Raw genomic sequence first — 24990 nt, 5'->3', positions numbered from 1 at the left:
TGCAAATTTCAGCGTTAATTCAGGTCTTCCAGAAGACGTCCGTGTTTGCGGGTCTGGACGATGACTTCGCCAAAGGTGTTCAGCCCGCGCGCTTGCAGAATGGGCAGCATCTTGACCAGCGCCTCGGCCGTTGCCACCGCGTCGCCCAATGCCGTATGGCGCAGTGCCTCGGGGATTGAGATGTCCAGCCGTTCGCACAGCGCGTCCAGTGTATGTGTATCGCTTGCGCCGAACAAAACAGCCGACAGCAGCACAGTGTCGAGTATCGGATGATCCCATTCGACTTCCATACGCTTGGCATGGCGGCGCAGGAACGCCATGTCGAACGGGGCGTTATGGGCTACGATCACCGCATCGCGTGAGAATTGGTGAAACACACGCCCGGCTTTGACGATATCCGGCGCGCCCTGAACCATGCGATCACTGATCTTGTGCACGCGGGTCGAGGCAGCAGGGATCGGAATGCCCGGATCAACAAGCATGTCCAGATGCTCGCCCGCGACGATCTTGCCTTTCACAACGCGGACCGCGCCGATTTGAACGATCTCATCCTTGTGCGGCAGCAAACCGGTTGTTTCCGTGTCAAAGACCACAAAACACAGATCCACCAAAGAGCGGTTTTCGAACGCACCGTCACCCGGCGTGTCCAGCAACTCGAAATCATAGACCAGTGGGCGTGCCTCATCTGGCGACATACGGGCAACGCTGTCTTCGAACACCAGCATGTAACCGGGTGCGTCCCCCAGTGGCTTCATTCGGGCCGAATAGGTTTGTCGGCCGTCCACGCTGGTCAGGGTGCAGAAAACATCCTTACCTGATTTACACAACTTCCCGTACGCGTCCGTCAGCCCCGTCGATTCGATGTATTCGAAGAGCGAGGCGTTCAGGCGGGGATGCGCGATCTGGGCCAGCACCTCGGCTGCCTGACCATCATACAAAACGATCTGGTGTTTCGGACTGGCCAGCAACATGGCGACCGGAATTTCGGTCAGAAGGGCAGTAAGGCGCTGTTTTTCTGCCGCCAGATGAGCGGTTTCGGCGGCCACCGCCTCGGCTGTGTGCATGGCATTCGCGGCAAGTTGCTCGGCCAGGCCAGCCGCTGCTGGGGCCAGATCGCCCAGGTATCGCGCGGCTTGCATGTCCAGATCGGTGCTGACACCGGCATGAGCGCGGGCCCGCAGTTGTGCTGAAAGCCGTTCGATCGGTTTGGCGACATTGTCGTCAAACAACAGCCAGATACCGGCGATCAAAGCCAGCAATCCAAACCCGATCAGAACCTCGGCAAAGATGAAGTCATCAAACAGGTCAGGTTGCGCTGCCCGGGCATAGGTGATCCACAGGGCGGCGGTACTGATTGATATCCCGCCGAGCGCGAGCAGACAGAAAAACAGAAATATCCTGAGCCTCAGGCTTAACCCTGTGAGCATGGTCAAACCCCGCAGGTGGCGTCGATGATGGGGTCGGCAGGCCCGGCAGATATCCAGTCTGCATTCAGAAGACGTCCGTCATCGGAAAACTCAGCACCGTCCGCAAGGTTGGCGCGACGATTCTCGGCACAGTTTACGGCCACGGGCAGTTTTGAAACCGGGGCCCAGCGTCCGAAGAAGTAAAGATCGACAAGCCGTTGATCTGGCACGTTTTCGTTTGTTCGCACCGACACGGTATCGATGGCGGCAAAGCGGTCGACGAAGGGCATGGCGTAGGTCCACGGGCGGTAGAGGGCGCGGCTTTCAACCTCTTGCACGATTGCCATCTCCTTGGGAAGCTGTTCGCGCGTACGCTCATACCAGGAATACTCGCTGGAGATGGTCACAGCGATCATCCCCAAACCCGCCGCGACCGGAGTAACCCATTTCGGCAACCGCCCTCCGGTCAGCTTGTTCAGCACAAGAACGATACCCGCAAAAGCGAAGCCCGCAAAAACAGTGCCGATCAATTCCAGAAACATCGTGTCACTCCGTTCTTCAGATGCATGTCAGCCCAGTAGTCCCTTGCCGTGGCCGACCGCCGATTGCATCGTTTTTACCACAACAAAGGCATCACGAAGATGACTTCGCTCAAAGTCCGAAAGATCGGAAGGTGGCAGATAATTGTCTGGTTTCTTGCCTGATTTGACCAGTTGGACCTGATGTTCCAGCCGGGTTTCGGCGATCAGATCATAGGCGTCCAGTAAATCGCGTGCACCCGACGCGCTGAGAACGCTATTGGCCTCAGCCGCTTTAAGGCGGGCGCGGGTATTGGCCTCGGGCAGTTCGCCTTGCAAGGCGTAGATCCGCGCCAGATCCACGACCGGAACAACACCATTGTGTTTCAGATCCAGCGTATTGCGGTGTTCGCCCGACCGGATGGTTGCAAACCCACGCAGCAACCCCAGCGGCGGGGTGTGTTTCAACGAGTTCGAGATCATATGTGCGACGAAGATCGAATTGGACCTGGCCGCCGCCAATGTGTCGGCCTGCAGGTCGGCGAACAGGTCGAACGCGCCGCCAATCGGACGCAAGTCAAACATGACCGAGGCCAGCATCTGCGCTTCGGGGTTCGGTTTGGCGATCCATCCCTTGAAATAGTCGCGCCAGACACGCACCGGCTGACACCAGCGCGGATTGGTCGCCATCATGTCGCCGGGGCAATAGAAATAGCCACAGGTATCCAGCCCATCCGACACAAACTTGGCCAGCTTTGCAAAGTACTCCATATCCGCATCGGTCACGCCGTCATCCAACATCAGGCAGTTGTCCTGATCCGACACGCCTGTCTGCTCCTGCCGCCCTTGCGAGCCGCAGGCCAGCCACAGATACGGCACAGGGGGCGGGCCCAGTTTCTGTTCGGCAAGGGCCAGAAGGCGCCGGGTAACCGTGTCAGCAATATCGGTGATTAGGCGCGTGACGATTTCGTGCCGGTTCCCGCCTGCAACCAGTTGCACCAGCAGCTGTGGGATTTCCGCCGTTACCCGCGCCATATCTTCGGCGGTATTTGCCTGCGCGATGCGTCGCACCAGTTCGGCCGAGTTCACAGCCTGGTAATGTGTCAGGTCGGTTTGTGTGACAATACCGACCAGCCGACCGCCCTCGGAAATCGGGACGTGGCCGATGCCGCGTTCCATCATGATGTGCAACACGTCTGAACCAATGTCGCCGGGTGACAGGGTGACGGGGTTTGCGGTCATGATTTCGGAAACCGGCGTGGACGGAGGCAGGCCGTCCGCAACGTACTTGCCCGAGATGTCCCGCAGCGTCGCGATGCCCTGCAACGTGTCGCCGTCCGTGATGCACAGCGACGAGATGTGTTTATCGCGCATGATCTGCGCCGCTTTCTGAACTGGCGTATCCGCGGGGCAGGTGGCCGGGTTATGTGCCATCAGAATATCAATGGAACTGGTCGCAAGGCTTTGCGGGCCACTTCTGTCGCCGCGTGTCCGGTCGAAGAACTTGGCGACCACATCGTGACCGTCGATCAACTCGCGCACCAGATCCGGTGGCAAAACAATCAGGACCGACGGAGTGTGCGCACGCGCCTTGGTGGCTGCCTTACCGTCTTTCAGCAGTCCGCGCTCTCCAAAAGAATTGCGCAAACCCAGTTGAGAGACAACGGCACCATTCTCATCGGTGATTTCAACCTGTCCTTCATAGATCACGAACACACCGGGAAGCGCATGACCCAGTTCATAGACCGAGGTGTCTTCCTCGACTTCCCAGACCTCGATCTGTTTTACGATCTGATCCAGTGCATCAGCCGGTAACGCGTCATAGGGATGAACGGATTTCAGAAACCGGGCGATTTCATCGTGGGACAGGGGCATCTGATGTCTCCGATGTTCTGGTGAAAAAATCCCGCCCAGTGGTATGCCGGGCGGGAGTAGTGGATCGAAAGACGCGGTCGAAGGCAAGTGCCAACGACCGCATCATGCTCACTTGTTCTGAGCTGCACCCGCACCACGGGGAATGCGAACGCTTTCGACCAGTTCCTTGATCTCCTGCGGAGTTTCCTTGGTCATGCCAGCCACAACATAGGCGACAGCGAAGTTGACCATGGCACCGACAGCGCCGAACGAGGTCGACTGGATCGGACCCAGCAACGGATCGGCATCGGTGAACGAGTTGGTGTCCGGAATGAACAGCCATCCCTTGTGCAGGAAGATGTAGACCAGTGTAACGACCAGACCTGCCAGCATACCTGCAACAGCACCGGTGTTGTTGATGCGGGTCGAGAAGATCCCCATCATCAGTGCCGGGAAGATCGAGGCTGCCGCCAGACCAAAGGCCAGAGCAACAGTCTGTGCCGCAAAGCCCGGAGGATTCAGACCCAGCCAGGTCGCTACAGCAATCGCCACAGCCATCGCAATCCGTGCCGACAGAAGCTCGCCTTTTTCCGAGATCTGCGGATTGATTGCGCCCTTGATCAGGTCGTGAGACACGGCCGACGAAATCGCCAGCAGCAGGCCCGCAGCAGTCGACAGAGCAGCCGCAAGACCACCGGCAGCGACCAGACCAATCACCCAACCGGGCAGGTTGGCAATCTCGGGGTTGGCCAGGACCAGGATGTCGCGGTTGAACTTGGTCAGTTCGTTACCGACCCAGCCTTTTTGTTCCGCAATCGCCTGCATCGATTCAGACTTGTCATTGTAGTACTGAATCTTGCCGTCGCCGTTCTTGTCTTCCCAATCCAGCAGACCGGTTTTCTGCCATGTGGCCATCCAGTCGTACCGAGCATCATTGTCGATCTGTTCGACTGTAACGGCACCACCTTCGATGCCACCATTGGGCCACATCATGTCGGTGATGTTCAGGCGGGCCATTGCGCCAACAGCCGGAGCGGTCAGATACAGCAGCGCGATGAAGACCAACGCCCAGCCAGCCGACCAGCGTGCATCAGCAACTTTGGGAACGGTGAAGAAGCGCATGATAACGTGCGGCAGACCGGCGGTACCGATCATCAGCGACAGGGTGAACAGCACCATGTTCAGCGTGTTCGAGTGATGGGCCGTGTATTCGTTGAAGCCCAGCTCTGTCACGATGCCGTCCAGCTTGGTCAGCAGCGGTACACCGCTTGCAGTGTCGCCAAACAGACCCAGCGCCGGAATCGGAGTGCCGGTCAGCTGTAGCGAGATAAAGATGGCAGGGATGGTGTAGGCGGTGATCAGCACGCAGTACTGAGCGACCTGTGTATAGGTCACGCCCTTCATCCCTCCGAACACCGCGTAGGCAAACACAACGCCTGCACCGATCAACAGCCCGGTGGTGTTCGACACTTCCAAGAAGCGGCCAAAGGCAACCCCAACACCGGTCATCTGACCGATAACGTAGGTCACCGATGCAACAATCAGACAGATCACCGCAACGATGCGTGCTGTCTGGCTGTAGAAGCGGTCGCCGATGAACTCCGACACGGTGAACTTGCCGAACTTCCGCAGGTACGGCGCAAGCAGCAGGGCCAACAGCACGTAGCCACCCGTCCACCCCATCAGGAAGGTCGAGTTGTCATAGCCGGTAAAGGCAATCAGGCCCGCCATCGAGATGAACGAGGCCGCAGACATCCAGTCCGCCGCTGTTGCCATACCGTTGGTGACCGGGTGTACGCCGCGACCGGCGGCGTAGAACTCTGATGTGGAACCCGCGCGGGCCCAAATCGCAATGCCGATGTACAGCGCAAAGGATGCGCCGACAAACAGCAGGTTGATGGTAAACTGATCCATTATCCCCGCTCTCCCTTACTCTTCATCCACGCCGTGTTCGGCGTCCAGCTTGTTCATGCGCCAGGCGTAGTTGAAGATCAGCACCAGAAAGACCAGGATCGATCCTTGCTGAGCGAACCAAAAGCCCAGATCAGTACCACCGACGGCGATGCCCGACAGCAGCGGACGCAGCAGGATGCCGAATCCAAATGACACCAGCGCCCAGATCACGAGGCTGATGTAGATGAGGCGCAGGTTGGCCTGCCAATAGCCCTTATCGGCTTCGGCTGCCTGCGCGGAGTTTGTAGATTGATCCGCCATTGCGGGTTCCTCCTTCGCTTCCTCGTTTGGCGGCCCGGTGCCCAACTCCTCCAGTGCGTCGGTCCGCTTCTCGACAATGCCCAACACCGTGTGGTGTCAGGCAAAACTCCACCAGTCCGCCAAAGCGGTCTTTTGAAGTATTCTTTTTAGGATCAAAGCCTTGCGGCTTATCTCCTCCCCTTAACTCATCACGTCGCTGACGATCCCTTCGAGATCGCCCGCGATATCCTCGATCCTGCCCATGGCATTGATGCGTTTCAGAACACCGTGACCGTCGTAATAGGTGATCAGCGGCGCGGTCTGCGCATGATAAGCTGCCAGACGCGAAGCCACGGTTTCAGCGTTGTCATCCGCGCGGCGCTTGAATTCGGTGCTGCCGCACTTGTCGCACTTACCGTCTTCGGCAGGCTTCTTAAACTGGTCGTGGTACCCTTCACCGCAGCCCGCGCAGGTGTAGCGGCCCGAGATGCGGATCACCATTTCGGCATCTTCCACTTCCAGGCTGATTGCTGCGTTGATCTTTTGGTCATTGGACGCAAGCAAACCATCAAGCGCCTCGGCCTGAACCGTTGTGCGTGGGAACCCATCCAGAATGACACCCTTGGCGCAATCTGGTTGCGCCATACGGTCGCGCAGGATCGCAATGACGATCTCGTCACTGACCAGATCACCGGCTTCCATCACGGCTTTGGCGGCTTTGCCTGCGTCGGTGCCTGCGGCAACGGCTTCGCGCAGCAGGTCACCCGTGCTGAGTTGAACAAGTCCGAATTTCTCTTCCAGCATCCGGGCCTGCGTGCCCTTCCCGGCGCCCGGAGGGCCGAGAAGGATAAGTACTGCGGGTGTGGTGATCGTAGCAGCGTCCATCACATCCTCACTTGCCCGCGCGGTTTTCGATCAGGTCTTCGACCACCGACGGGTCGGCCAGTGTCGAAGTGTCACCCAGCGAACCGAAATCGTTTTCGGCAATCTTGCGCAGGATGCGACGCATGATCTTGCCCGAGCGTGTTTTGGGCAGGCCCGGGGCCCACTGGATCACATCGGGGCTGGCGATAGGTCCGATCTCGGTCCGGACCCAGGTGCGCAACTCCTTGCGGAGCTCTTCGCTTGGTTCACGGTCATTCATCAAAGTGACATAGCAATAGATGCCTTGCCCCTTGAGTTCATGAGGATATCCGACAACAGCGGCTTCTGCGACGGCGGCGTGTGCTACCAGTGCGCTTTCCACCTCGGCCGTTCCCATGCGGTGGCCGGACACGTTGATCACATCGTCCACGCGCCCGGTAATCCAGTAGTCGCCATCCTCATCGCGACGGCAACCATCACCAGTGAAGTAGTAGCCTTTGTAATCCGAGAAATAGGTCTTTTCGAACCGCTCATGATCGCCCCAGACGGTGCGCATCTGGCCGGGCCAGCTGTCTTTGATGCAGAGCACACCCTCGACACCATTGCCTTCGATCTCGACGCCGGACTGCGGATCCAGCACCACTGGTTCGATGCCAAAGAACGGCTTCATTGCCGATCCGGGCTTCATTGCATGGGCGCCGGGCAGGGGGGTCATCAGGTGACCGCCGGTTTCCGTCTGCCACCATGTATCCACGATGGGGCATTTGCCCTTGCCGACCACTTCGTTGTACCAGTTCCAGGCTTCGGGGTTGATCGGCTCACCCACGGTTCCCAGAGTGCGCAGATCGCTGAGGTCGCATTTCTCGACAAACTCTTTGCCCTGACCCATCAGGGCGCGGATCGCTGTGGGCGCGGTGTAGAACTGGTTCACCTTGTGTTTTTCGCAAACCTGCCAGAAGCGCGACGCGTCGGGGAAAGTTGGAACGCCTTCAAACATCAGTGTGGTCGCACCGTTGGCCAGGGGGCCATAGACGATATAGCTGTGGCCGGTCACCCAGCCCACATCCGCAGTACACCAATACACGTCGCCTTCGTGATAATCGAAGGTGATCTCGTGCGTCATTGCGGCGTAAACCAGATAACCGCCGGTTGTGTGAACAACGCCTTTTGGCTGACCTGTCGAGCCGGAGGTGTATAGGATGAACAACGGATCTTCGGCGCTCATTTCGGCAGGCGCGCAGTAGTCGTCCGCCTCAAGGGCCATTTCGTTGTAGTCAAAGTCACGACCGTCGATCCAGGTGGTCTGACCACCGGTGCGTTTTACGACAAGGCACTTAACGGTATCCTTGCAGTGCAGCAGCGCCGCGTCGGCATTGGATTTCAGGGGCGTTTTACGACCACCGCGCGGAGCCTCGTCCGCGGTAATCACAACCTTGGCGTCACAGCCATTGATCCGGGCAGCCAGTGCGTCCGGCGAGAAGCCCGCAAAAACAATAGAGTGAATTGCGCCGATCCGCGCACAGGCCAACATGGCATAAGCGGCCTCGGGGATCATCGGCAGATAAATGACGACGCGGTCGCCTTTGCGCACACCCAAAGATTCTAGGATGTTTGCCATGCGGCAGGTGCGGCGGTGCAGTTCCGCGTAAGAGATATGCTGAGCCGGGTCATTTGGATCGTCCGGTTCCCAGATGATTGCCGTTTGATCACCGCGGGTTTTCAGGTGGCGATCCAGACAGTTGGCCGAGACATTCAAGGTGCCATCAGCATACCAGTTTATTTTAACCGAACCGAAATCGTAGTTTACGTCTTTGACCTGGGTGAAGGGTTTGATCCAGTCAACGCGCTTGCCTTGCTCACCCCAGAATGCGTCGGGGTCACTGATCGAAGCGGCATACATGTCGGCATATTGTTCGGCATCAACATGCGCACGGGCGACGGTTTCTGCGGATGGCGGATAGGTCTTGGCATCTGCCTGGGCAGCGGTGGTCATTTTTGAGGCTCCTCCCTCTGGACTGGATTGCGTTGGGACATTTTTTGCCACTTGGTCCGGCAATGTCGATCCCGTTCCTCCCCGAGTTCGAATATTACCGAGTTCTGAAAATAAATAAATAAATTGCCGGAATCCCTGAATTTATTTGTAAAGAAATTTCTAACTACGACCATATCTAGTAAAGAAAACGCACCAATTCCGTAAAAATCTATTTAAAATATATGGATAGGTGTAACACATGTCCTACTTGCAGTTCCTAACACAAGCAGGTGTCAGTCCACGAATGTCGGGTTTTTCTACATGCGCAATCCAAGCGGGAACTGCTTCTGATACCAGCGGAAAACCAAGGCAGGGTTGGCACAGTAGAATGTTGGCGCTAGCTTGATCCTCAAGCGCCTCGGGAGGAGGCGCATCAATGGGAGATCAAATGATGAAAAAGATGTTGAGCGGCGCCGCTGTCGCCGCCCTGAGCTTTGCCTTTGTCGGTGAAGCTTTTGCTACTGAGTGGAACGCATCGGTCTGGGGCAAGCGTCGTGCCTTCACTGAACATGTTGAAAAACTGGCCGAACTTGTTAGCGAAAAAACCGGTGGTGAATTCACCATCAATGTCAGCTATGGCGGGTTGTCCAAGCCGCGCGAAAATCTGGACGGCATTGAAATCGGCGCCTTCGAGATGGCTCAGTTCTGTGCAGGTTACCACCGCGACAAAAACCGCGCGATTACCGTTCTGGAGCTGCCTTTTCTCGGCGTGAACAACCTGCAGGAGGAGGTGGCGGTCAGTCATGCGGTTTATGACCACCCCGCAGTCAAAGATGAGATGGCGCAATGGAACGCCCGCATCATCATGACCTCACCTATGCCGCAGTATAATCTGGTCGGCACTGGCGAGCCGCGCGATGAACTGGCCGATTTTGACGGAATGCGGGTCCGCGCCACTGGTGGTCTGGGGCAAGCCTTCGAGGCGGTCGGAGGTGTTCCGACATCAGTTCCCGCAACCGAGGCGTTCAATGCCATGGAATCCGGTGTCGTCGACACAGTGGCCTTTGCCCAGCACGCACACCTGTCTTTCGGGACAATCAACGAAGCCGACTGGTGGACGGCAAACCTGAACCCGGGAACGGTAAACTGCCCGGTCGTGGTCAACATTGACGCCTATGAGGCCCTGCCAGCCGCGCATCGCGAGGCGCTGGATAGCTCGATTGATGAGGCGATTGACCACTACCTGACAAATTACGACGGATTGCTCGAGCAATGGGACAGCGTTCTGCAAGAAAAGGGTGTCCAGAAAGTCATGATTGATGATGCCGTGATTGCAGAATTCCGCACCAAAGCAGCCGACCCGATCCGTGAAAAGTGGATCGCGGAAATGACGGAACAGGGGCTGCCAGCGCAGGATCTTTATGATCTCGTGCAGATGACGCTGACGCAACAGCGCGGCGGCAACTGATCCTGAGCCCGGGTGCCTGCCAGGCACCCGGTACACGAATATTGGGGAACACTGGAATGGCAGGACAGGCCACAGTGCTGGTGGACGGAAGTCGTCTGAGCCAGCTGGATCAGCAGTTGTTGAAACTGGAGCGTTTTCTAGCGCTCATCAGCGGTTTGGCAGTATTTGGCCTGATGGTCCTGGCCGTTATCTCGGTCAGTGGGCGCAATGCCCTGAATGCCCCATTGCCAGGATATGTTGACTGGATCGAACAGGCGATGCCATTGATCGCATTTCTTGGCATTTCTTATGTTCAGCGCGATGGCGGCCACATCCGCATGGACATCGTTCTGTCGCGCCTTCACGGCAGAGGGTTGTGGCTGTTCGAACTTGTCTCGGTGGTTTTGATCCTGCTTCTGATGCTTGCACTGGTTTGGGGCAGTTGGTCTCACTTCGACCGCTCCTTTGATTTCGGTGCACCATTGTGGAGCCGCGACAGTTCCATTGATATCGGAATTCCATTGTGGCCGGCGAAACTACTGGCCCCCATCGCGTTTTCCGTACTGTGCCTGCGGCTTGCTTTGCAGGCTTGGGGCTATGGCCGCGCATTATGGCTGGGACTGGAAGCTCCGGTGGCCGTTCCGTTGATACAGGACGCGGCAGCACAAGCAGCGGCTGAGGCCGAACAGTTCGAAGGGCAGGACTGATTTATGGACACGATAGAAATTGGCCTCTGGGTCACGGGCGGGCTTCTGGTCTTTGTCGTGGTCGGCATGCGCGTGGCCTTCGCTGCGGGCTTGGCCGGGCTAATTGGACTTGTTTGGATTTTTTGGGCCAAGTTTGGGTATGATCCGGCGCGGTTCGGTAAAGCGCTGACTGTTGCGGTCAAAACCGCCGGGCAAGTGCCGCATTCCAAAGTTGCCTCTCATACTCTTAGCCTGATCCCGACCTTTATCCTGATCGGGTATCTGGCTTATTATGCAGGTCTCACGCGGGCGTTGTTTGAAGCTGCCAAACGCTGGGTCGCCTGGGTTCCCGGAGGGTTGGCGGTTTCAACCGTATTCGCCACCGCCGGTTTCGCCGCGGTTTCGGGTGCCTCGGTTGCCACCTCTGCCGTCTTCGCCCGCATCGCGATCCCGGAAATGCTGAAGGTCGGCTACAACAAACGCTTTGCTGCCGGTGTGGTGGCCGCCGGAGGAACGCTGGCCTCGTTGATCCCACCATCGGCCATTCTGGTGATCTACGCGATCATCGTCGAGCAGGACGTCGGGAAGCTGCTGTTGGCGGGGTTTATTCCGGGTGCGTTTTCCGCGATCATCTATGCCGTGCTGATTGTCGGGATCGCCGTGATTTTCAAATCCGTCGGTCCCCCGGTCACAGGCTTTACATGGAAACAGCGTTTTTCGGCCCTTCCCGGAGCCATTCCTATTGTCGCCGTCATCCTGATCATCATCTGCTTTGTCTATAACCCGTTTGGTGAAAAAGCGTGGGGCACGCCGACGGAAGGCGGCGCAATCGGCGCTTTCATTGTCTTCTGCTTCGCCCTGTTTCACGGGATGCGTTGGAGCGAGTTCAAATCCGCGCTGCTGGAGACGGCCAAGCTTACCGCAATGATCTTTTCGATCATCTGGGGTGTTCTGATCTATGTGCGGTTTCTAGGGTTCGCAGATCTTCCCGGCGCCTTTTCAGACTGGATAACCAGCCTTGAAATGTCACCCATGATGATCCTGATCTGCATTCTGCTGGCTTACGCGGTGCTTGGCATGTTCATGGATGCGATAGGAATGCTTCTTTTGACCTTGCCTGTTGTTTATCCGGCGGTCATGGCGCTGAACGGTGGTGAAACGGTCAGTGCTGCAGACAGTGCGTTTGGCATGTCCGGGCCGATGTGCGCGATTTGGTTTGGAATTCTGGTCGTCAAGATGGCCGAGTTTTGCCTGATTACGCCGCCAATTGGGTTGAATTGCTTTGTCGTCGCCGGGGTGCGCCCGGATTTGAGTGTTCAGGATGTCTTCAGGGGTGTGACACCCTTTTTCGTGGCCGACGCCCTGACCATAGCAATGCTTGTGGCATTTCCTGGTATTGTACTCTACCTGCCATCGCTAGCGGGGTAGGTAGGATGCGAGGCTCTGCCTCGCACTCCGGGATATTTAGAGCCAGATGAAGAACGGATCCCCTGCTTCATCTGGCCAATAAATATCACGGGGGAGGCGTCCGGCACGGGTGGCGGGGCAGAGCCCCCTTAGGCGCGCCTAACCGGCCCGCATCAGCATTCCGAACAGGTCGCGCGGATCGTCCGGGTCGGCCAACATGTCCAGAGGCTCAAAGAATGCAGTGCCTTTGATCGCCTGCTTGACATAGCGTAGGGCTGAGAAATCTTCGATCGCGAAGCCAACACTGTCGAACAGGGTGATTTGGCGGTCGTCTGTGCGCCCTTTGGCAGCTCCGGTCATAACCTGCCACATCTCGGCCACGGGATGATCAGCATCCAGCGCTTGAATCTCGCCCTCGATCCGGGTTTGCTCGGGGTATTCGACAAAGATGTCCGAGCGCAGCAGGATATCCCGATGCAATTCAGTCTTGCCGGGACAATCGCCACCGATGGCGTTGATGTGGACGCCGGGGCCGACCATGTTGTCGGTGAGGATGGTGGCGTATTTCTTGTCGGCCGTGCAAGTGGTGATGATCTGAGCACCTTCAATAGCGTCTTCCGGCGTCTTGCATGGGATGACCGTCAGGCCTTTGCCTTGCAGGTTTGCGGTGCATTTCGCTGTTGCACCGGGATCGGTATCGTAAAGCCGGACAGTGTCGATCCCGCACATTGCCTTGAAAGCGAGGCATTGGAATTCGGACTGCGCCCCATTGCCGATCATGGCCATGGTGGTGGCATTCTTTGGGGCAAGATAGCGCCCGACCAGAGCGGACGTCGCCGCCGTGCGCAATGCAGTCAGCATCGTCATTTCGGTCAGCAGAGTGGGATACCCGGTGTAAACATCCGCCAGCAATCCGAATGCGGTCACAGTTTGCAGACCCTCGGAGGTGTTTTTGGGATGTCCGTTCACGTATTTGAACCCATATGCCTCCCCATCCGAGGTGGGCATCAGTTCAATCACTCCGTGGGGTGAATGCGCCGGAATGCGCGGGGTCTTGTCAAAGCTTTCCCACCGTTTGAAATCGGATTCGATCTGATCGGCGATCTGTACGATCATCTGTTCGACACCTATGTGGTGAATCAGCCGCATCATGTTGTCGACGGACACAAAAGGCACGAGTGCCTTTTCAGAAGGTTGGGTCATCAGAAACTCCGGGTGGGGCGGTCAAAGATGCGGCGGCCCATAAGTGAAGCGGCCAGATCGACCATCAGCTTTGCCGTGCGGCCACGTTCATCCAGAAACGGGTTCAGTTCGACTAGATCCAGAGAACTGACCAGTCCGCTTTCATGCAGCAGTTCCATGACCAGATGGGCTTCGCGCTCGGTCGCGCCGCCAGGAACAGTGGTGCCGACGGCAGGGGCAATGGCCGGGTCCAGGAAATCAACATCCAACGAGACGTGAAGAAGGGCGTTTTCAGCTTTGACGCGATCCAGAAACGCCAGCAACGGGGCCTTGATCCCATGTTCGTCAATGCTGCGCATGTCGGCCAGCATCGCGCGGTTCTGTTCCAGCGCAGAACGTTCCGCCGGATCGACAGAGCGCAGGCCGATCATACCGACGCGGTCCGTTGGCACGATAGCGGGTAAGGGTGGAAGCGCCTCGAAGCCTGGCCTTCCTGTAAAATAAGCGACGGGTGTCCCATGCAGGTTGCCGCTGTCTGTGCTGTTGGGGGTGTGAAAGTCGCTATGCGCATCCAGCCAAAGAACGAACAGCGGGCGGTCGACCTTAGCAGCATAGGCGGCCATCCCGGTCACGGTTCCCATGGATAATGCATGATCGCCGCCCATGAAGATTGGAATGCCCTGTTCAGCCGCTGTTAATGCGGCCTTGCTCAGCGCTTGTGTCCAACCGATGCATTCGGGCAGCGCGAACAGGTGCGGATGCTCAGGCAAGCCGGTTTCTTCAGGTTGTACGTTGCCCCAATCGCAAACGGAGTGACCAAGATCGGTCAAGGCCTGATCCAGCCCGGCCACGCGATATGCGTCGGGACCCATTCGGCAACCCTGACGCCGTTTTCCGGCGTCCATCGGCGCGCCGACTAAAATGATGTTTTTGCGTTCCATGTGGTTCATATAGGCCGTCGTTGTGTCTTGCGTGAAGAGCACAAAATGCTCAAAATGGTTCAGGAAGTTCCTTAATGGGAAAGTGATATGGACGAATTGGATAGTCGTCTGCTGGGCGCATTGCAGCGCGACGCGCGCGCCAGCCTGTCAGAGCTGTCGGAAACGCTTGGTGTGACCCGCACGACGGTGCGCAGCCGTTTGCAACGGCTCAAGCAATCCGGTGAGATCGTCGGTTTTACCGTGTTGACGCGTCGGGATCTGGCACAAAGCCCGGTACGTGGGCTGATGATGCTGGAAATCGAGGGGCGCGGCACCGAGCGCGTGATGTCCCGGATCGGAGCCATGCGGCAGGTCACGGCGGTCCATTCGACCAACGGCAGTTGGGATTTGATTGCGGAAATCAGTACGGAAACTCTGGCCGAACTGGACGAGGTTTTGTTTCAAATTCGCAAGATCGACGGCGTTACACGTTCGGAAACGAACCTGCTGCTGTCAACGCGCAAGGGGCGGCTCTAGTACTTTGAGATGAATGCGACTTGTGCCAGAGTTTGTGAGCAGACAGGGTGCGGCTTACCCTAAGGTAGGCCGCTTGCTGTCTAAGGGTTCAGTATATCCGGAAGGCTTACGGCATGACGACATCTGAAAAAGGCGACGGGCCTTTAGCCGGACAATGGGCCGAACGACTTGCTGATCTGCTGGAAAAACCCTGGCTGCGCATCGCGATACCGGTCGTTATTACCGGGATTGCCCTTTCGGTTTTGCACGATCTGTCGGCCCATGTGAAATGGTCGGATGTCCAGACCGATATTTCGGCGACATCATGGAAATTGATGTTTTTTGCGATGTGCTGGACAGCGTTCAGTTTTTTGTCGCTGTCGCTCTATGATGTGTTCGCGGTACAGAGCGTGGCAGATGGCAAGGTGCCGTTACCTGTGGCGGGGATGGCCGGAGCCAGCGGATACGCGGTGTCGAACTGCCTTGGGTTTTCCTACATCACGGGAACCGCGATCCGGTATCGAATATATGCGTCGCTTGGCTTGGACCTTGGCCGGGTGGCTGGCGTAATCGCGACCTCGTGGGTGGCGTTCTGGATGGGTCTGATCCTGATTTTGGGTTTGTTGCTAACCCTGCACCCGGATGGAATATCCAAGGTGATGCCCGTCAGCGAAACGGCCGAAACCATCATAGGATTGTGCTTGCTGGCTGCATTTGTCGCGATGTTCATATGGTTGTCCAGCGGTGGCCGGCGGTTGGCTGTTGCGGGCGTCGGTTTCGATCTGCCCGGAGGGAAACTGGCGGGCCTGCTGACGTTGGCTGCCATTGGCGACCTATTTGGCGCATCCATGGTGCTTTACGTTTTGATGCCGGATGATCTGGGTGTCGGGTACCCGTACTTCTTCACGATCTATATCGCTGCCATTGCCGTTGGGATCCTAAGCCATGCGCCGGGTGGGATCGGCGTGTTTGAGGCGACATTGATTGCCGGTCTGGGGGCGTCGGGTCGTTCGGATGTGATTGCTGGGTTGCTGCTGTACCGGGTGGTTTACACTTTTCTACCATTTGTAGTCGCCAGCCTTTCCATTGCCGTTGCATCTGCCTTGACCCAAAGACACATGATCGGCGGTGCCGCCATCTGGGTCTATCGCGTGATCCGTCCCATGGTTCCGATGGTCGCGGCCGGGGTTGCCGCGGTGGCCGGGGTAATCTTGCTGGTGTCGGGCGCGCTGCCAGCGGGGGCGCAAAAGCTCAGCACGCTGAAAGATATGTTGCCGCTTTCGTTTGTCGAGGCTTCGCATCTTGCAGGCAGTGTCGTTGGGGTGTTGCTATTGCTGGTGTCGCGCGGGTTGTTCCGCAAGCTCTACCGGGCATGGGTCGTTGCGATGGTGTTGATGGGTGTGGGGTTCTTTGCGTCGCTTGCAAAGGGGCTCGACATCCACGAGGCGTTTTCGATGCTGGGAACGATTGGGCTGCTGGCTATGTTTCGTGGCGCGTTCTACCGGGTCAGTGGTGCGTCGATATTTCGGCTGAACATCCCATGGTTGATCAGTGTCGTGGTTCTGCTGGCAGTGATTTTCTGGATCGGGCTGTTTGCATATTCACATGTCGAATACCAAAACGATCTGTGGTGGCAGTTTGCCTGGAACGGTGACGCCTCGCGCTTTCTGCGGTCCAGCCTTGTTGTGGCCGTGATCGTGGGCATTGTTGCCGTGAACTCTCTGTTCGGGCGTGAGGTTCCGACACCACAGCGGGTTGAAATCCCAGAGGTTGTCGAGCGGCTGGTGATGGAGAGTGAGGATACGGAGTCGCAAATCTCGCTCACCGGTGACAAGCAATTCCTGATCTCACCGGATGAGACCGCATTCTTAGCGTATGCAGACACGGGCAATGCGCTGATTTCAAAAGGAGAACCGGTTGGTGACGAGAGGGCCGGGCAGCAACTGATTTGGCAGCTCCGGGAAATGGCGGATCGCGAAGGTAAACTTTGCGCGTTCTACAGTGTCTCGACCAAATATCTGCCGACTTTTCTGGATCTTGGACTGTCGATCCTGAAGATTGGCGAGGTTGCGCGGGTGTCATTGCACGATTTCTCGCTGGACGGAAAGTCGCGCAAGCGGTTCCGGCAGGCCAAGAACCGTGCTGAACGCGAAGGATATGTGTTCGAGATCATTCCGAAGGAAGAACTGGCGCCTCTGTTGTCAGATTTGCGTGGGATTTCAGACCGCTGGCTTGCGCAAAAGGCCGGTGCAGAAAAGGGCTTTGCACTGGGGGGATTTGATGATCAATACCTGTCCTATTTCGATCATGCGATCCTGCGTGATGGCAATACCGGCAAGATCATGGCCTTTGCCAATCTGTTCCAAGGAGGGAACAAGTCCGAGCTGTCACTGGACCTCATGCGTTATGAACCCGATAGCCCAAGTTTCGTCATGGACGCTCTTTTCGCCGACATGATGGATTGGGGGGCGCAGCAGGGGTTTCACTGGTTTTCACTGGGTGCCGCACCGTTCTCAGGGATCGAAAACCGTCAGCTTGCTTCGCTTTGGAACCGCATCGGTGGGTTCGTTTACGAACATGGCGAACAGTTCTACCATTTTGAGGGCCTTCGTGCGTTCAAGCAGAAGTTCGATCCGGAATGGAGCCCGAACTATCTGGCCAGCCCCGGTGGGCTGGCCGCGCCCCGCATCCTCTATGAGGTTAATATTCTGATCTCGGGCGGATTGCGTGGATTAACCAAGTAGCACCTAATTCAGGCTTGCGCGGGTTGGGGTTTTCTGCAGCAGATCGCCCCAATCCGTGCGATAGGCCATCTCGGCCAGAACGGTTTCAGGCAGGAATTCCTGATTTTGACGGATTTGCCATCCGCCGCCCAGACCCTTGTAAACCGCCACCAGGTTGCTGGATACCTGCTGCCGCGCCTCGATCAGATTGGCCTGCGACCGCAATAGTGCGGTCTGGGTGTTCAGCACGCGCGAATAATCGGCAATGCCATCTGTATATTGGCTGACGGCGATTTCGGCAGCTTTGCGTGAGGCTTCGACACTTTGCTGATAGAACCCGACCTGCTTACGTGCCTGCGCATAAGCGACCATGGCACTTTCAACCTCGGAATAAGCGGTCAGCACAGTGTTCTGATAATTCGCAATCAGCGCCTGGTAAGCGGCGTCCTGCGCGCGAACATTGTTCTTGATGCGGCCATAGTTCAGCACATTCCAGACCACACCGGCACTGGCCAGACCGGTGGTGCTGCCACCGCTGAACAGATCGCGCCCGCCGGATGCCTGCAGACCGATCGCGCCCGACAGGATAAATTGGGGATACAGATCCGCCATCGCGATGCCCACCTGTGCTGATTGCGTGGCTGCCGCCAGTTCAGCCGCGCGCACATCCGGGCGGCGGCGCAGCAATTCAGCGGGAACGCCCACAGCCACATTTGCCCGGGCCGATGGAATGCGTCCGGTATTGCCCAACAGACCGGTCATGCGTGAAGGTGTCGTGCCCAACAACACCGCAAGCGCGTTCTTGGTCTGTTGCAGGTCGCTTTCCAGTTCCGGTACCAGCGCCTTAGTGTTGTTCAGTAGGGCGGTGGATTCTTGCACATCCAGTTCCGTGGTGACGCCATTGTTGAACCGCAGCTGAGTCAGGTCTGCCGAGTCCTGCTGCAATTTGATGTTCTCGCGCGCAATTGCCAGCGTCTCCTGCAACGCCCGGATATTGACGTAAAGCGCGGCGACGTCCCCGGTCAGCGTAACCAACGCGTCGTCGTAATTCGCCACTTGCAGGGCCAGGTTGGATCGCGCCGCCTGAACACCGCGCCGCTGGGCGCCCCAGACGTCCAGCTCCCACTGTGCATCGAAGCCGACTTGCGAGGTCGAGAATGCGGTATCCAGCGGGATGACGCGATTGACATCCGAAATTGGCCCCAGATTGTCGCTGATCTGGCGCCGTTCAAGCGAGCCGCCTATGGCCTGCGACTGCGGGTAAAGCTCGCCAAAGGCGATACCCAGTTGCGCGCGCGCCTGCAAAACCCGCGCACCAGCGACCTGAAGTGTCAGGTTCTGGGCGTAGGCCTCGGCAATCAGTTTGTTAAGGGTCGGATCATTGAATGTCTGCCACCATTTCACGACAGGCGCACTTCGCGAGGTCAGCCCGCTTTGACCGGCGCTGGGGTTGTTGACCTCAATCCATTGTTTCACGACAGGTGAATTGGGGCGCACAAAATCCGGTCCAACGGGTGTGCAGGCCGCGAGAGTGGCGGCGCAAATGGCGGTTCCCAACAACCTGCGGAGTGTCATGGCGCGCATCCTCAGATATCCAGGGGTCGGATGAAGTTGGCGAAGGAATAAAGGCGGATGTTGATACGCCTCAGAAACTCAAAACTTTTGCCTTGGCCTGTATAGATCGCCACAGCGGCATGGCCGCCCGCTGGGAAAATGTGGTCTTCCGGCACATCGACGGTGATTTGAACCGCAATCCGACCGGGCAGTTTGGGCAGCTCGAAACCGGGCAGGCGGCCCGACGGGATGAGTTGCCCTTGCCGGGTCGCCCACCAGATCGCTTCGACCTTGCCCGTCAGGATTTCACCGGGATAAAGATCAAGTGCGACTTCGACCTCTTGCCCCGGCTCGACAAATTTCAGGTTCTGCTGGCGGAATGTGGCAAGGATATAAGGGCTTTCATCAGTCACAAAGCTGGCAATCGCACCCAACCGGACGTCACCGACTACCAATCCGGGACGAGCCTGCTGCGAGACGATCATGCCATTTTCAGGCGCATAGATTGTTGTGTTTTCCAGAAAATACTCGGCTTCGGCCAATTGCGCCTGCGCTTGAAGGATGCCGGTGTTCACGCCGTCAATCTGCGATTCCAGCGCCAGCTGAGCCTTGGCCAGGTTCGCCTCGGCCTGTTTGACGGCGGCCTGATCTTCCGTCACCTGTTCGTTCCAACGGTCGAGTTCGTCTTGACGGGCGCCTCCGGCGGGAACAAGGTTTTCATACCTTGCCTGTTGAGTTTGCGCATAAGCCAGTTGTGCATTGGCCCGTTCGACAGCTTCGGTCGAGGCAATGACATCCTGTTCAAGGATTTTGGCGTTCTGCTGTGCCGCCACCAGCTGGGCCTGCGCATTATCGACCGCCAGCGAAAACACCGTATCGTCGAACCGATAAAGCGGATCGCCCTTTGTGACCGGTGTGTTCGGTTCAACAAGAACCTCGGACAGGATCGTCGGCTGTGTCAGCTTGGGGATGATCTGTATGGTCGAACGCACCACGTGGCTGTCTGCCGAAAACGGCTGAAAGAAGCGCAACGCCACAAGGAAGATCAGCAGCAGATGTGCGCCCACCCAGAACGAAACAATGCCCCAGGCAATGTTAAACTTCAGCCATTCCAGCTTGAAGAAAATGAGCCAGACGAAAATGATGTAGAACAGAGTGATGCCGAGGGCGACGAACATAGGTATTAGGGTCCTTCGGTCTTAACTGGGTTGTGTGTCGTCTGTGTCCAGACGATTCTGGTATTCGGGTTTGACCTTGCCGCCCAGGCGTTTGATTTCATCGCGAATGGCATCTTTTTCCTCGTCCGGGCCGCGGCGAATATCGACCGTGACTCCATCGTGAAAAGCCCACATGAAGGCGTGTACCCAGGGCACGACAGCCAAGAACCCCATCCATCCCATGATCTTTACAGCTTCGGCGTGGGGATGATTGCGTTTGATCGCGATCCGCCCCGGAAGGCCCATAATGAAAAGGAACAGCGCCATAACTGCTGCAAGCAGCAGGATCAGCGCGGCCAATGTCAGATAGTCATAATAGCCCAGCGGCTGGCCCAGTAGTCCCATGTGTGTGCCTCCATCAGGGGAAGGTTAGGGTATCCTCAGTCATTCGTTTTCAGTTCGTCAATCAACTTGTAGTCCGTTGGCGGGTCATCACAAATGCCCGGTCCGCATTCCAGCAGAGTTGAACCGGCGTTCAGTACGGCAAGTGCCAGCATGACAAAGAAGGCGGTTTTGGCCAGCTTGTTTCCCCCAAAATGTACCTCGCTGGCCGCGCCCGAGTCATATTGGCGATCAAACAGCAGCATGAACGACGTACCCAGCAGGACAAGGAAAAAGGCGATGCCCGCCCAAGTGTAATAATGCAGCCCCAGAACGGGCGATCCGTAATGGCCGGTTCCAGGCACAATGTGCAACAGGATTTGCCGGATCGAAACACTGCCGCCATACAAAGCGGCAATGAGCATGATGGCATAGTGCTGCGGTCGCGCGCCATAAAGCAGGTTCAGGCCCAGCCCGACGCCGACGGCTACAAAGCCGACACGCTGCAACAGGCAAAGCGGACAGGGCAGTTCGTAAAGGACAAGTTGATAGAAGAACGCCAGCGCCAGAACGAGACTGACGGCCAGCATTCCGATCGCGTTTAGTGTACGTGACAGTTCGGGTGTCATGATGAGGCCCTCAAAGCTGAATTGTCAGCTGACTGGTGGCGTGGAATTTCAACCAGTAGATACTCAGGGCAATCGTAAGGAAGAACAGCGCATTGCCTGCCTTTGTCATGTTGAAATAGTTGAGCCCCATCGTGGCAGTAAGTAATGCAAATAAAAGCGCAATCATGGCCCGGTGCTCCCCTCCCGTGCACATATCTTTATGCAAACGATAGTGTCAGGCCGGGTGGCATCTGGCAAGCGGCGCGGTAAATTGGAGACTATTCTTAATGTCCGCTAGCTACACAGGACGATGTCCGTTTGCCATTCCTGACTGCGCAGGTGCAGATCGCCTGGTAACGGCGCATCCGTGTAAATTGCGTCGATTTCTGCCAAAGAAGTGATGCGCGCCGGAGCCGAGCGGTAAAACTTTGAATGGTCGGCAACCAGAAATGTGCGGCGTGCCTGCGCAATGATGGTCTGGCTGACTTGTACCTCCTGAAAGTCGAAGTCCAGAAGATCTCCGTCAGTGTCCAAAGCTGAACAGCCGATTACGGCAAGGTCAAATTTAAATTGCCGAATGGTCGATACGGTCAGATTTCCGATCAACCCGCCGTCGGTGCGCCGCAGAACGCCACCGGCCATGACGACCTCACAATCCGGGTTCTCAATCAGAATGTTTGCGACATTCATGTTGTTGGTCACAACCATCAGATTCTTGTGGTGCAGCAATTGCCGCGCCACGGCCTCGGTTGAGGTCCCGATGTTCATGAAGATCGACGCACCGTCGGGGATATCGGTGGCGCAAGCCTGTGCAATACGGGTTTTGGCGTCGGAATTCAGGGCGCGGCGGTCTTCATATCCGATGTTGGAAACGCCCGAGCGCAGAACCGCGCCGCCATGCACCCGATCCAGTTTACCTGCCTCGGCCAGCTCGGTCAGGTCGCGCCGGATCGTCTGGACCGTGACACCAAATCTTTCGGCCAACCCGTCAACGGTGACGCGGCCTTCGGCCCCGGCAATGTCCAGAATGTCAGATTGGCGGAAAGACAGGGACATGGGTGTTTCCAGACTTGAAGTGTTTCTTTTCGTTTTTGTTCTTTCTGGCCGGTTTTGCAAGAACGGCATGCGAAAATTTCAGATCAGTGTTGTAAAACGAAAAAATTCGAACATAAACATTGACCATACGAAGGATGTTCTGGCAAATGCCTATCATCCATCCTGACAAGGAATCATTGGCATGCAGTCAGCGGACGTTCAGATAACGGACCTTTTTATCATCGGTGGCGGGATCAATGGTTGCGGCATCGCACGGGATGCTGCTGGCCGCGGGCTGTCAGTTGCTTTGGCAGAGATGAATGATCTGGCTTCAGCGACGTCATCAGCCTCGACCAAATTGTTTCATGGCGGGTTGCGCTATCTGGAATATTTCGAAATCCGTCTGGTCCGTGAGGCCCTGATCGAGCGTGAAACCCTGTTGCGCGCGATGCCGCATATCAGCTGGCCGATGCGCTTCGTGCTGCCATACCATAAGGACATGCGGTTTGACTCGGAAACGCCGACCTCACGGCTGCTCAGCACGGTCATGCCGTGGATGCGCGGGCGGCGTCCGGCCTGGCTGATCCGGTTGGGTTTGTTCATGTATGACAATCTGGGTGGTCGCAAAATTCTGCCGGGCACCACGTCGCTGAACTTGCGATCGGCACCAGAAGGCGTCCCGCTACAGGACACGTTCGAAACGGCATACGAATATTCTGATTGCTGGATCGAAGACTCGCGGTTGGTGGTTCTGAATGCCCGCGACGCCGAGGCGCGCGGTGCGCAGATCATGGTGCGAACCGAGGTGATTTCGGCCGAGCGGTTGGACGACCTTTGGCAGGTATCACTTCGTGATCGCAACAGCGGCGAAACCCGTCTTGTCCGGGCCAGAATGCTGATCAATGCGGGTGGCCCTTGGGTCGGGGACATCATCCAGACCAAGATCCGTGTGAACTCACGCGAGGGTGTTCGGCTTGTTCGGGGCAGCCATATTGTGACACCCCGGCTGTATGACCACGACAAGTGTTATTTCTTTCAGGGCGAAGACGGCCGCATCATTTTCGCCATTCCGTATGAGCAGGACTTTACCCTGATCGGCACAACGGATCAGGATCATCCGGACCCTGACACGAAACCCGTCTGTACCGAGGTCGAACAGGAGTATCTGTGCGCCTTCGCATCGAAGTATTTCATGCGCCCTGTGACCCGCGAAGATGTTGTGTGGACCTATTCTGGTGTGCGGCCGCTTTATGACGACGGTGCCAGCAGTGCCACCGCAGCAACGCGAGATTACACGCTGAAAGTCGATGCGCAGGGTGGGGCGCCTGTATTGAACGTGTTTGGCGGCAAGATCACCACCTATCGCAGGCTCGCGGAAAGTGCTCTGGAGAAGGTTGGTGAATTCTTTCCGAATATGCCGGGCCCCTGGACCGCTGGTGTGGCGCTGCCGGGCGGTGACTTTCCGGTTGACGCTGTTGAAGCCCTGACTGATCAGCTTCAGGCCGCGTATCCGTTTCTGGGTGCCGCCTGGGCTGCACGCCTGATCAGGGCCTATGGAACCGAAGCAACAGATGTCCTTGGGGATGCGCAACAGCTGTCTGATCTGGGTGAGGATTTTGGCGCAACCCTGACCGCGCGGGAAGTCGCGTGGTTGATGGACAAGGAATATGCACGGACCGCCGAAGATGTCGTCTGGCGGCGCAACAAGCTGGGCCTGCGACTGAATGCCGAGCAGATTGCGCGGATCGACGGCTGGATGACTGAACGGCTGGCCCCCGGCTCGACCTGATCCATCTTTCTATCCTCTTGGCGCGTGATGAGTGTTGTGCTAGCCGTTGGATACGGTCGGCAGACACCGAGGCGTCGCTGCTCTTACCCAGAGTGCTAAACCTGCCAGTGTATGTGAAACTATCGCAACCATCAGGGCGTTGTTTCGTCAAGTCAGCGACCAACGATCGCGCAAAACGCCCGATATGGATTTGTGATGAGCAAAACTCCTGTACCCTTGCACGCCGATGATCTGACCGGATTCGTGCGTATCCTGTCCCAACAACTTGGCGACTCCAGCCCGTCGCACCTGACCCTGATGAATATGGTCGCTCGTGCCGCCGGGTTTCAGAACGTGCAACATATGCGCGCCACCAGTGCCGCTGCCCGGCGGACCGAGGCCCGCCCGAAACAACCAGTTGCTGACATGCGCACGGTTGAGCGCACATTGCACCTGTTCGACGGGCAGGGCAGACTTCGGCAATGGCCGTCAAAACGATTGGTGCAGACTTTGTCCTTGTGGGGGCTCTGGTCTGCGGTACCGGCAGCCGCGGTGCTGCAAGAGGGTGAGGTCAACGCGTGCCTCAATGCCGAACATTGTTTTGATGACCCTGCAACCCTGCGCCGGACCATGATTTCCTGTGGGCTGCTGACACGGAACCGGGATGGATCGGATTATCGCCGGGTCGAGCAGGCACCGACACCAGAGGCAAAGGTGGTGATCCACGAACTCTCTGAACGTCGGCGGGGAAGAACAGACTGACGCCAGAAAAAAGCCCCGCTGATGGGCGGGGCTTTGA

Annotated in this window: 22 protein-coding genes; 7 read left to right on the top strand and 15 right to left on the bottom strand. The window is 57.3% G+C overall.

The window, feature by feature from the left end:
- Positions 1 to 14: 14 nt before the first annotated feature.
- The 7 genes from ACR0CE_RS04560 to acs form a co-directional block, all read right to left on the bottom strand.
- Positions 15 to 1427, bottom strand: a complete 1413-nt coding sequence (locus ACR0CE_RS04560; RefSeq protein WP_480831121.1) for a 3'-5' exonuclease — start codon at positions 1425 to 1427, stop codon at positions 15 to 17.
- A gap of 2 nt (positions 1428 to 1429) precedes the next feature.
- Entirely contained in the window at positions 1430 to 1948 is a 519-nt protein-coding gene (locus ACR0CE_RS04555) for a hypothetical protein (protein WP_480485883.1), read from the bottom strand.
- Between the two features lie 27 nt (positions 1949 to 1975).
- Positions 1976 to 3799, bottom strand: coding sequence for a DUF294 nucleotidyltransferase-like domain-containing protein (locus ACR0CE_RS04550; protein ID WP_480831119.1), 1824 nt, complete (start codon positions 3797 to 3799; stop codon positions 1976 to 1978).
- Positions 3800 to 3907: 108 nt separating this feature from the next.
- A complete protein-coding gene (locus tag ACR0CE_RS04545; RefSeq protein WP_480481301.1) occupies positions 3908 to 5692 on the bottom strand; it encodes a sodium:solute symporter family protein in 1785 nt (594 codons plus the stop codon).
- Between the two features lie 15 nt (positions 5693 to 5707).
- Positions 5708 to 5992: a DUF4212 domain-containing protein gene (locus ACR0CE_RS04540; RefSeq protein ID WP_209504901.1), complete on the bottom strand. Its 285-nt coding sequence runs from the start codon at positions 5990 to 5992 to the stop codon at positions 5708 to 5710.
- 180 nt (positions 5993 to 6172) lie between these two features.
- Positions 6173 to 6856 carry an adenylate kinase gene (locus ACR0CE_RS04535; RefSeq protein WP_267364040.1) on the bottom strand — a complete coding sequence of 228 codons (684 nt, stop codon included), beginning with the start codon at positions 6854 to 6856 and terminating at the stop codon, positions 6173 to 6175.
- Positions 6857 to 6863: 7 nt separating this feature from the next.
- Positions 6864 to 8828, bottom strand: coding sequence for an acetate--CoA ligase (gene acs, locus ACR0CE_RS04530; RefSeq protein WP_480831117.1), 1965 nt, complete (start codon positions 8826 to 8828; stop codon positions 6864 to 6866).
- A gap of 430 nt (positions 8829 to 9258) precedes the next feature.
- On the opposite strand from acs, the gene ACR0CE_RS04525 reads away from it, so the two are divergent.
- Genes ACR0CE_RS04525 through ACR0CE_RS04515 form a run of 3 tightly spaced genes read left to right on the top strand, consistent with a single transcriptional unit; the run spans position 9259 to position 12368 of the window.
- The gene (locus tag ACR0CE_RS04525; protein ID WP_267364050.1) at positions 9259 to 10275 is read left to right on the top strand and encodes a C4-dicarboxylate TRAP transporter substrate-binding protein; all 1017 of its coding nucleotides are present in this window, start codon (positions 9259 to 9261) and stop codon (positions 10273 to 10275) included.
- A gap of 56 nt (positions 10276 to 10331) precedes the next feature.
- Positions 10332 to 10961 carry a TRAP transporter small permease gene (locus ACR0CE_RS04520; RefSeq protein WP_480831115.1) on the top strand — a complete coding sequence of 210 codons (630 nt, stop codon included), beginning with the start codon at positions 10332 to 10334 and terminating at the stop codon, positions 10959 to 10961.
- Positions 10962 to 10964: 3 nt separating this feature from the next.
- The gene (locus tag ACR0CE_RS04515; protein ID WP_267364043.1) at positions 10965 to 12368 is read left to right on the top strand and encodes a TRAP transporter large permease; all 1404 of its coding nucleotides are present in this window, start codon (positions 10965 to 10967) and stop codon (positions 12366 to 12368) included.
- A 138-nt stretch (positions 12369 to 12506) separates the two neighbouring features.
- Here ACR0CE_RS04515 and ACR0CE_RS04510 read toward each other — a convergent pair whose 3' ends face one another.
- Both ACR0CE_RS04510 and rocF read right to left on the bottom strand, forming a co-directional pair.
- Positions 12507 to 13550: an ornithine cyclodeaminase gene (locus ACR0CE_RS04510; protein ID WP_480831113.1), complete on the bottom strand. Its 1044-nt coding sequence runs from the start codon at positions 13548 to 13550 to the stop codon at positions 12507 to 12509.
- Positions 13550 to 14470, bottom strand: a complete 921-nt coding sequence (rocF, locus tag ACR0CE_RS04505) for an arginase (protein ID WP_480505479.1) — start codon at positions 14468 to 14470, stop codon at positions 13550 to 13552. The genes ACR0CE_RS04510 and rocF overlap by 1 nt, the downstream gene beginning before the upstream one ends.
- An 87-nt stretch (positions 14471 to 14557) precedes the next feature.
- Here rocF and ACR0CE_RS04500 point away from each other — a divergent pair, with 87 nt between their 5' ends.
- A complete protein-coding gene (locus ACR0CE_RS04500; protein WP_209504154.1) occupies positions 14558 to 14986 on the top strand; it encodes an Lrp/AsnC family transcriptional regulator in 429 nt (142 codons plus the stop codon).
- Between the two features lie 113 nt (positions 14987 to 15099).
- Complete coding sequence (mprF, locus tag ACR0CE_RS04495; RefSeq protein WP_480831111.1) at positions 15100 to 17709, top strand: bifunctional lysylphosphatidylglycerol flippase/synthetase MprF; 2610 nt, start codon at positions 15100 to 15102, stop codon at positions 17707 to 17709.
- A 3-nt stretch (positions 17710 to 17712) separates the two neighbouring features.
- On the opposite strand, the gene ACR0CE_RS04490 is transcribed toward mprF, so the two are convergent.
- From ACR0CE_RS04490 to ACR0CE_RS04465, 6 genes are all read right to left on the bottom strand, one after another.
- Positions 17713 to 19263, bottom strand: a complete 1551-nt coding sequence (locus ACR0CE_RS04490) for an efflux transporter outer membrane subunit (protein ID WP_480831109.1) — start codon at positions 19261 to 19263, stop codon at positions 17713 to 17715.
- Between the two features lie 11 nt (positions 19264 to 19274).
- Positions 19275 to 20420 (bottom strand): HlyD family secretion protein, encoded by a 1146-nt coding sequence (locus tag ACR0CE_RS04485; protein WP_480505472.1) that lies wholly within the window; start codon positions 20418 to 20420, stop codon positions 19275 to 19277.
- Between the two features lie 21 nt (positions 20421 to 20441).
- Entirely contained in the window at positions 20442 to 20804 is a 363-nt protein-coding gene (locus tag ACR0CE_RS04480; RefSeq protein ID WP_480493356.1) for a DUF3302 domain-containing protein, read from the bottom strand.
- Positions 20805 to 20839: 35 nt separating this feature from the next.
- Positions 20840 to 21409 (bottom strand): disulfide bond formation protein B, encoded by a 570-nt coding sequence (locus tag ACR0CE_RS04475; protein WP_480485871.1) that lies wholly within the window; start codon positions 21407 to 21409, stop codon positions 20840 to 20842.
- 10 nt (positions 21410 to 21419) lie between these two features.
- A complete protein-coding gene (locus tag ACR0CE_RS04470; protein WP_209595994.1) occupies positions 21420 to 21575 on the bottom strand; it encodes a DUF5993 family protein in 156 nt (51 codons plus the stop codon).
- A 107-nt stretch (positions 21576 to 21682) separates the two neighbouring features.
- Positions 21683 to 22444 (bottom strand): DeoR/GlpR family DNA-binding transcription regulator, encoded by a 762-nt coding sequence (locus ACR0CE_RS04465; RefSeq protein WP_480831106.1) that lies wholly within the window; start codon positions 22442 to 22444, stop codon positions 21683 to 21685.
- 181 nt (positions 22445 to 22625) lie between these two features.
- Here ACR0CE_RS04465 and glpD point away from each other — a divergent pair, with 181 nt between their 5' ends.
- Both glpD and ACR0CE_RS04455 read left to right on the top strand, forming a co-directional pair.
- Complete coding sequence (gene glpD, locus ACR0CE_RS04460) at positions 22626 to 24212, top strand: glycerol-3-phosphate dehydrogenase (RefSeq protein ID WP_480831104.1); 1587 nt, start codon at positions 22626 to 22628, stop codon at positions 24210 to 24212.
- Between the two features lie 195 nt (positions 24213 to 24407).
- Entirely contained in the window at positions 24408 to 24953 is a 546-nt protein-coding gene (locus ACR0CE_RS04455) for a DUF2087 domain-containing protein (protein ID WP_480485865.1), read from the top strand.
- Positions 24954 to 24990: the final 37 nt, after the last annotated feature.

Source organism: Ruegeria sp. L11, from assembly GCF_056531755.1.
The sequence above is the reverse complement of the archived record's forward strand: the minus strand, read 5'-3'. Positions and strand labels throughout refer to the sequence as shown.

What these genes read in the sequence shown, in the direction of transcription:
- ACR0CE_RS04560 (WP_480831121.1), bottom strand. Translation starts at nt 1,427, where the DNA reads ATGCTCACAGGGTTAAGCCTGAGGCTCAGGATATTTCTGTTTTTCTGT.
- ACR0CE_RS04555 (WP_480485883.1), bottom strand. Translation starts at nt 1,948, where the DNA reads ATGTTTCTGGAATTGATCGGCACTGTTTTTGCGGGCTTCGCTTTTGCG.
- ACR0CE_RS04550 (WP_480831119.1), bottom strand. Translation starts at nt 3,799, where the DNA reads ATGCCCCTGTCCCACGATGAAATCGCCCGGTTTCTGAAATCCGTTCAT.
- ACR0CE_RS04545 (WP_480481301.1), bottom strand. Translation starts at nt 5,692, where the DNA reads ATGGATCAGTTTACCATCAACCTGCTGTTTGTCGGCGCATCCTTTGCG.
- ACR0CE_RS04540 (WP_209504901.1), bottom strand. Translation starts at nt 5,992, where the DNA reads ATGGCGGATCAATCTACAAACTCCGCGCAGGCAGCCGAAGCCGATAAG.
- ACR0CE_RS04535 (WP_267364040.1), bottom strand. Translation starts at nt 6,856, where the DNA reads ATGGACGCTGCTACGATCACCACACCCGCAGTACTTATCCTTCTCGGC.
- acs (WP_480831117.1), bottom strand. Translation starts at nt 8,828, where the DNA reads ATGACCACCGCTGCCCAGGCAGATGCCAAGACCTATCCGCCATCCGCA.
- ACR0CE_RS04525 (WP_267364050.1), top strand. Translation starts at nt 9,259, where the DNA reads ATGAAAAAGATGTTGAGCGGCGCCGCTGTCGCCGCCCTGAGCTTTGCC.
- ACR0CE_RS04520 (WP_480831115.1), top strand. Translation starts at nt 10,332, where the DNA reads ATGGCAGGACAGGCCACAGTGCTGGTGGACGGAAGTCGTCTGAGCCAG.
- ACR0CE_RS04515 (WP_267364043.1), top strand. Translation starts at nt 10,965, where the DNA reads ATGGACACGATAGAAATTGGCCTCTGGGTCACGGGCGGGCTTCTGGTC.
- ACR0CE_RS04510 (WP_480831113.1), bottom strand. Translation starts at nt 13,550, where the DNA reads ATGACCCAACCTTCTGAAAAGGCACTCGTGCCTTTTGTGTCCGTCGAC.
- rocF (WP_480505479.1), bottom strand. Translation starts at nt 14,470, where the DNA reads ATGGAACGCAAAAACATCATTTTAGTCGGCGCGCCGATGGACGCCGGA.
- ACR0CE_RS04500 (WP_209504154.1), top strand. Translation starts at nt 14,558, where the DNA reads ATGGACGAATTGGATAGTCGTCTGCTGGGCGCATTGCAGCGCGACGCG.
- mprF (WP_480831111.1), top strand. Translation starts at nt 15,100, where the DNA reads ATGACGACATCTGAAAAAGGCGACGGGCCTTTAGCCGGACAATGGGCC.
- ACR0CE_RS04490 (WP_480831109.1), bottom strand. Translation starts at nt 19,263, where the DNA reads ATGACACTCCGCAGGTTGTTGGGAACCGCCATTTGCGCCGCCACTCTC.
- ACR0CE_RS04485 (WP_480505472.1), bottom strand. Translation starts at nt 20,420, where the DNA reads ATGTTCGTCGCCCTCGGCATCACTCTGTTCTACATCATTTTCGTCTGG.
- ACR0CE_RS04480 (WP_480493356.1), bottom strand. Translation starts at nt 20,804, where the DNA reads ATGGGACTACTGGGCCAGCCGCTGGGCTATTATGACTATCTGACATTG.
- ACR0CE_RS04475 (WP_480485871.1), bottom strand. Translation starts at nt 21,409, where the DNA reads ATGACACCCGAACTGTCACGTACACTAAACGCGATCGGAATGCTGGCC.
- ACR0CE_RS04470 (WP_209595994.1), bottom strand. Translation starts at nt 21,575, where the DNA reads ATGATTGCGCTTTTATTTGCATTACTTACTGCCACGATGGGGCTCAAC.
- ACR0CE_RS04465 (WP_480831106.1), bottom strand. Translation starts at nt 22,444, where the DNA reads ATGTCCCTGTCTTTCCGCCAATCTGACATTCTGGACATTGCCGGGGCC.
- glpD (WP_480831104.1), top strand. Translation starts at nt 22,626, where the DNA reads ATGCAGTCAGCGGACGTTCAGATAACGGACCTTTTTATCATCGGTGGC.
- ACR0CE_RS04455 (WP_480485865.1), top strand. Translation starts at nt 24,408, where the DNA reads ATGAGCAAAACTCCTGTACCCTTGCACGCCGATGATCTGACCGGATTC.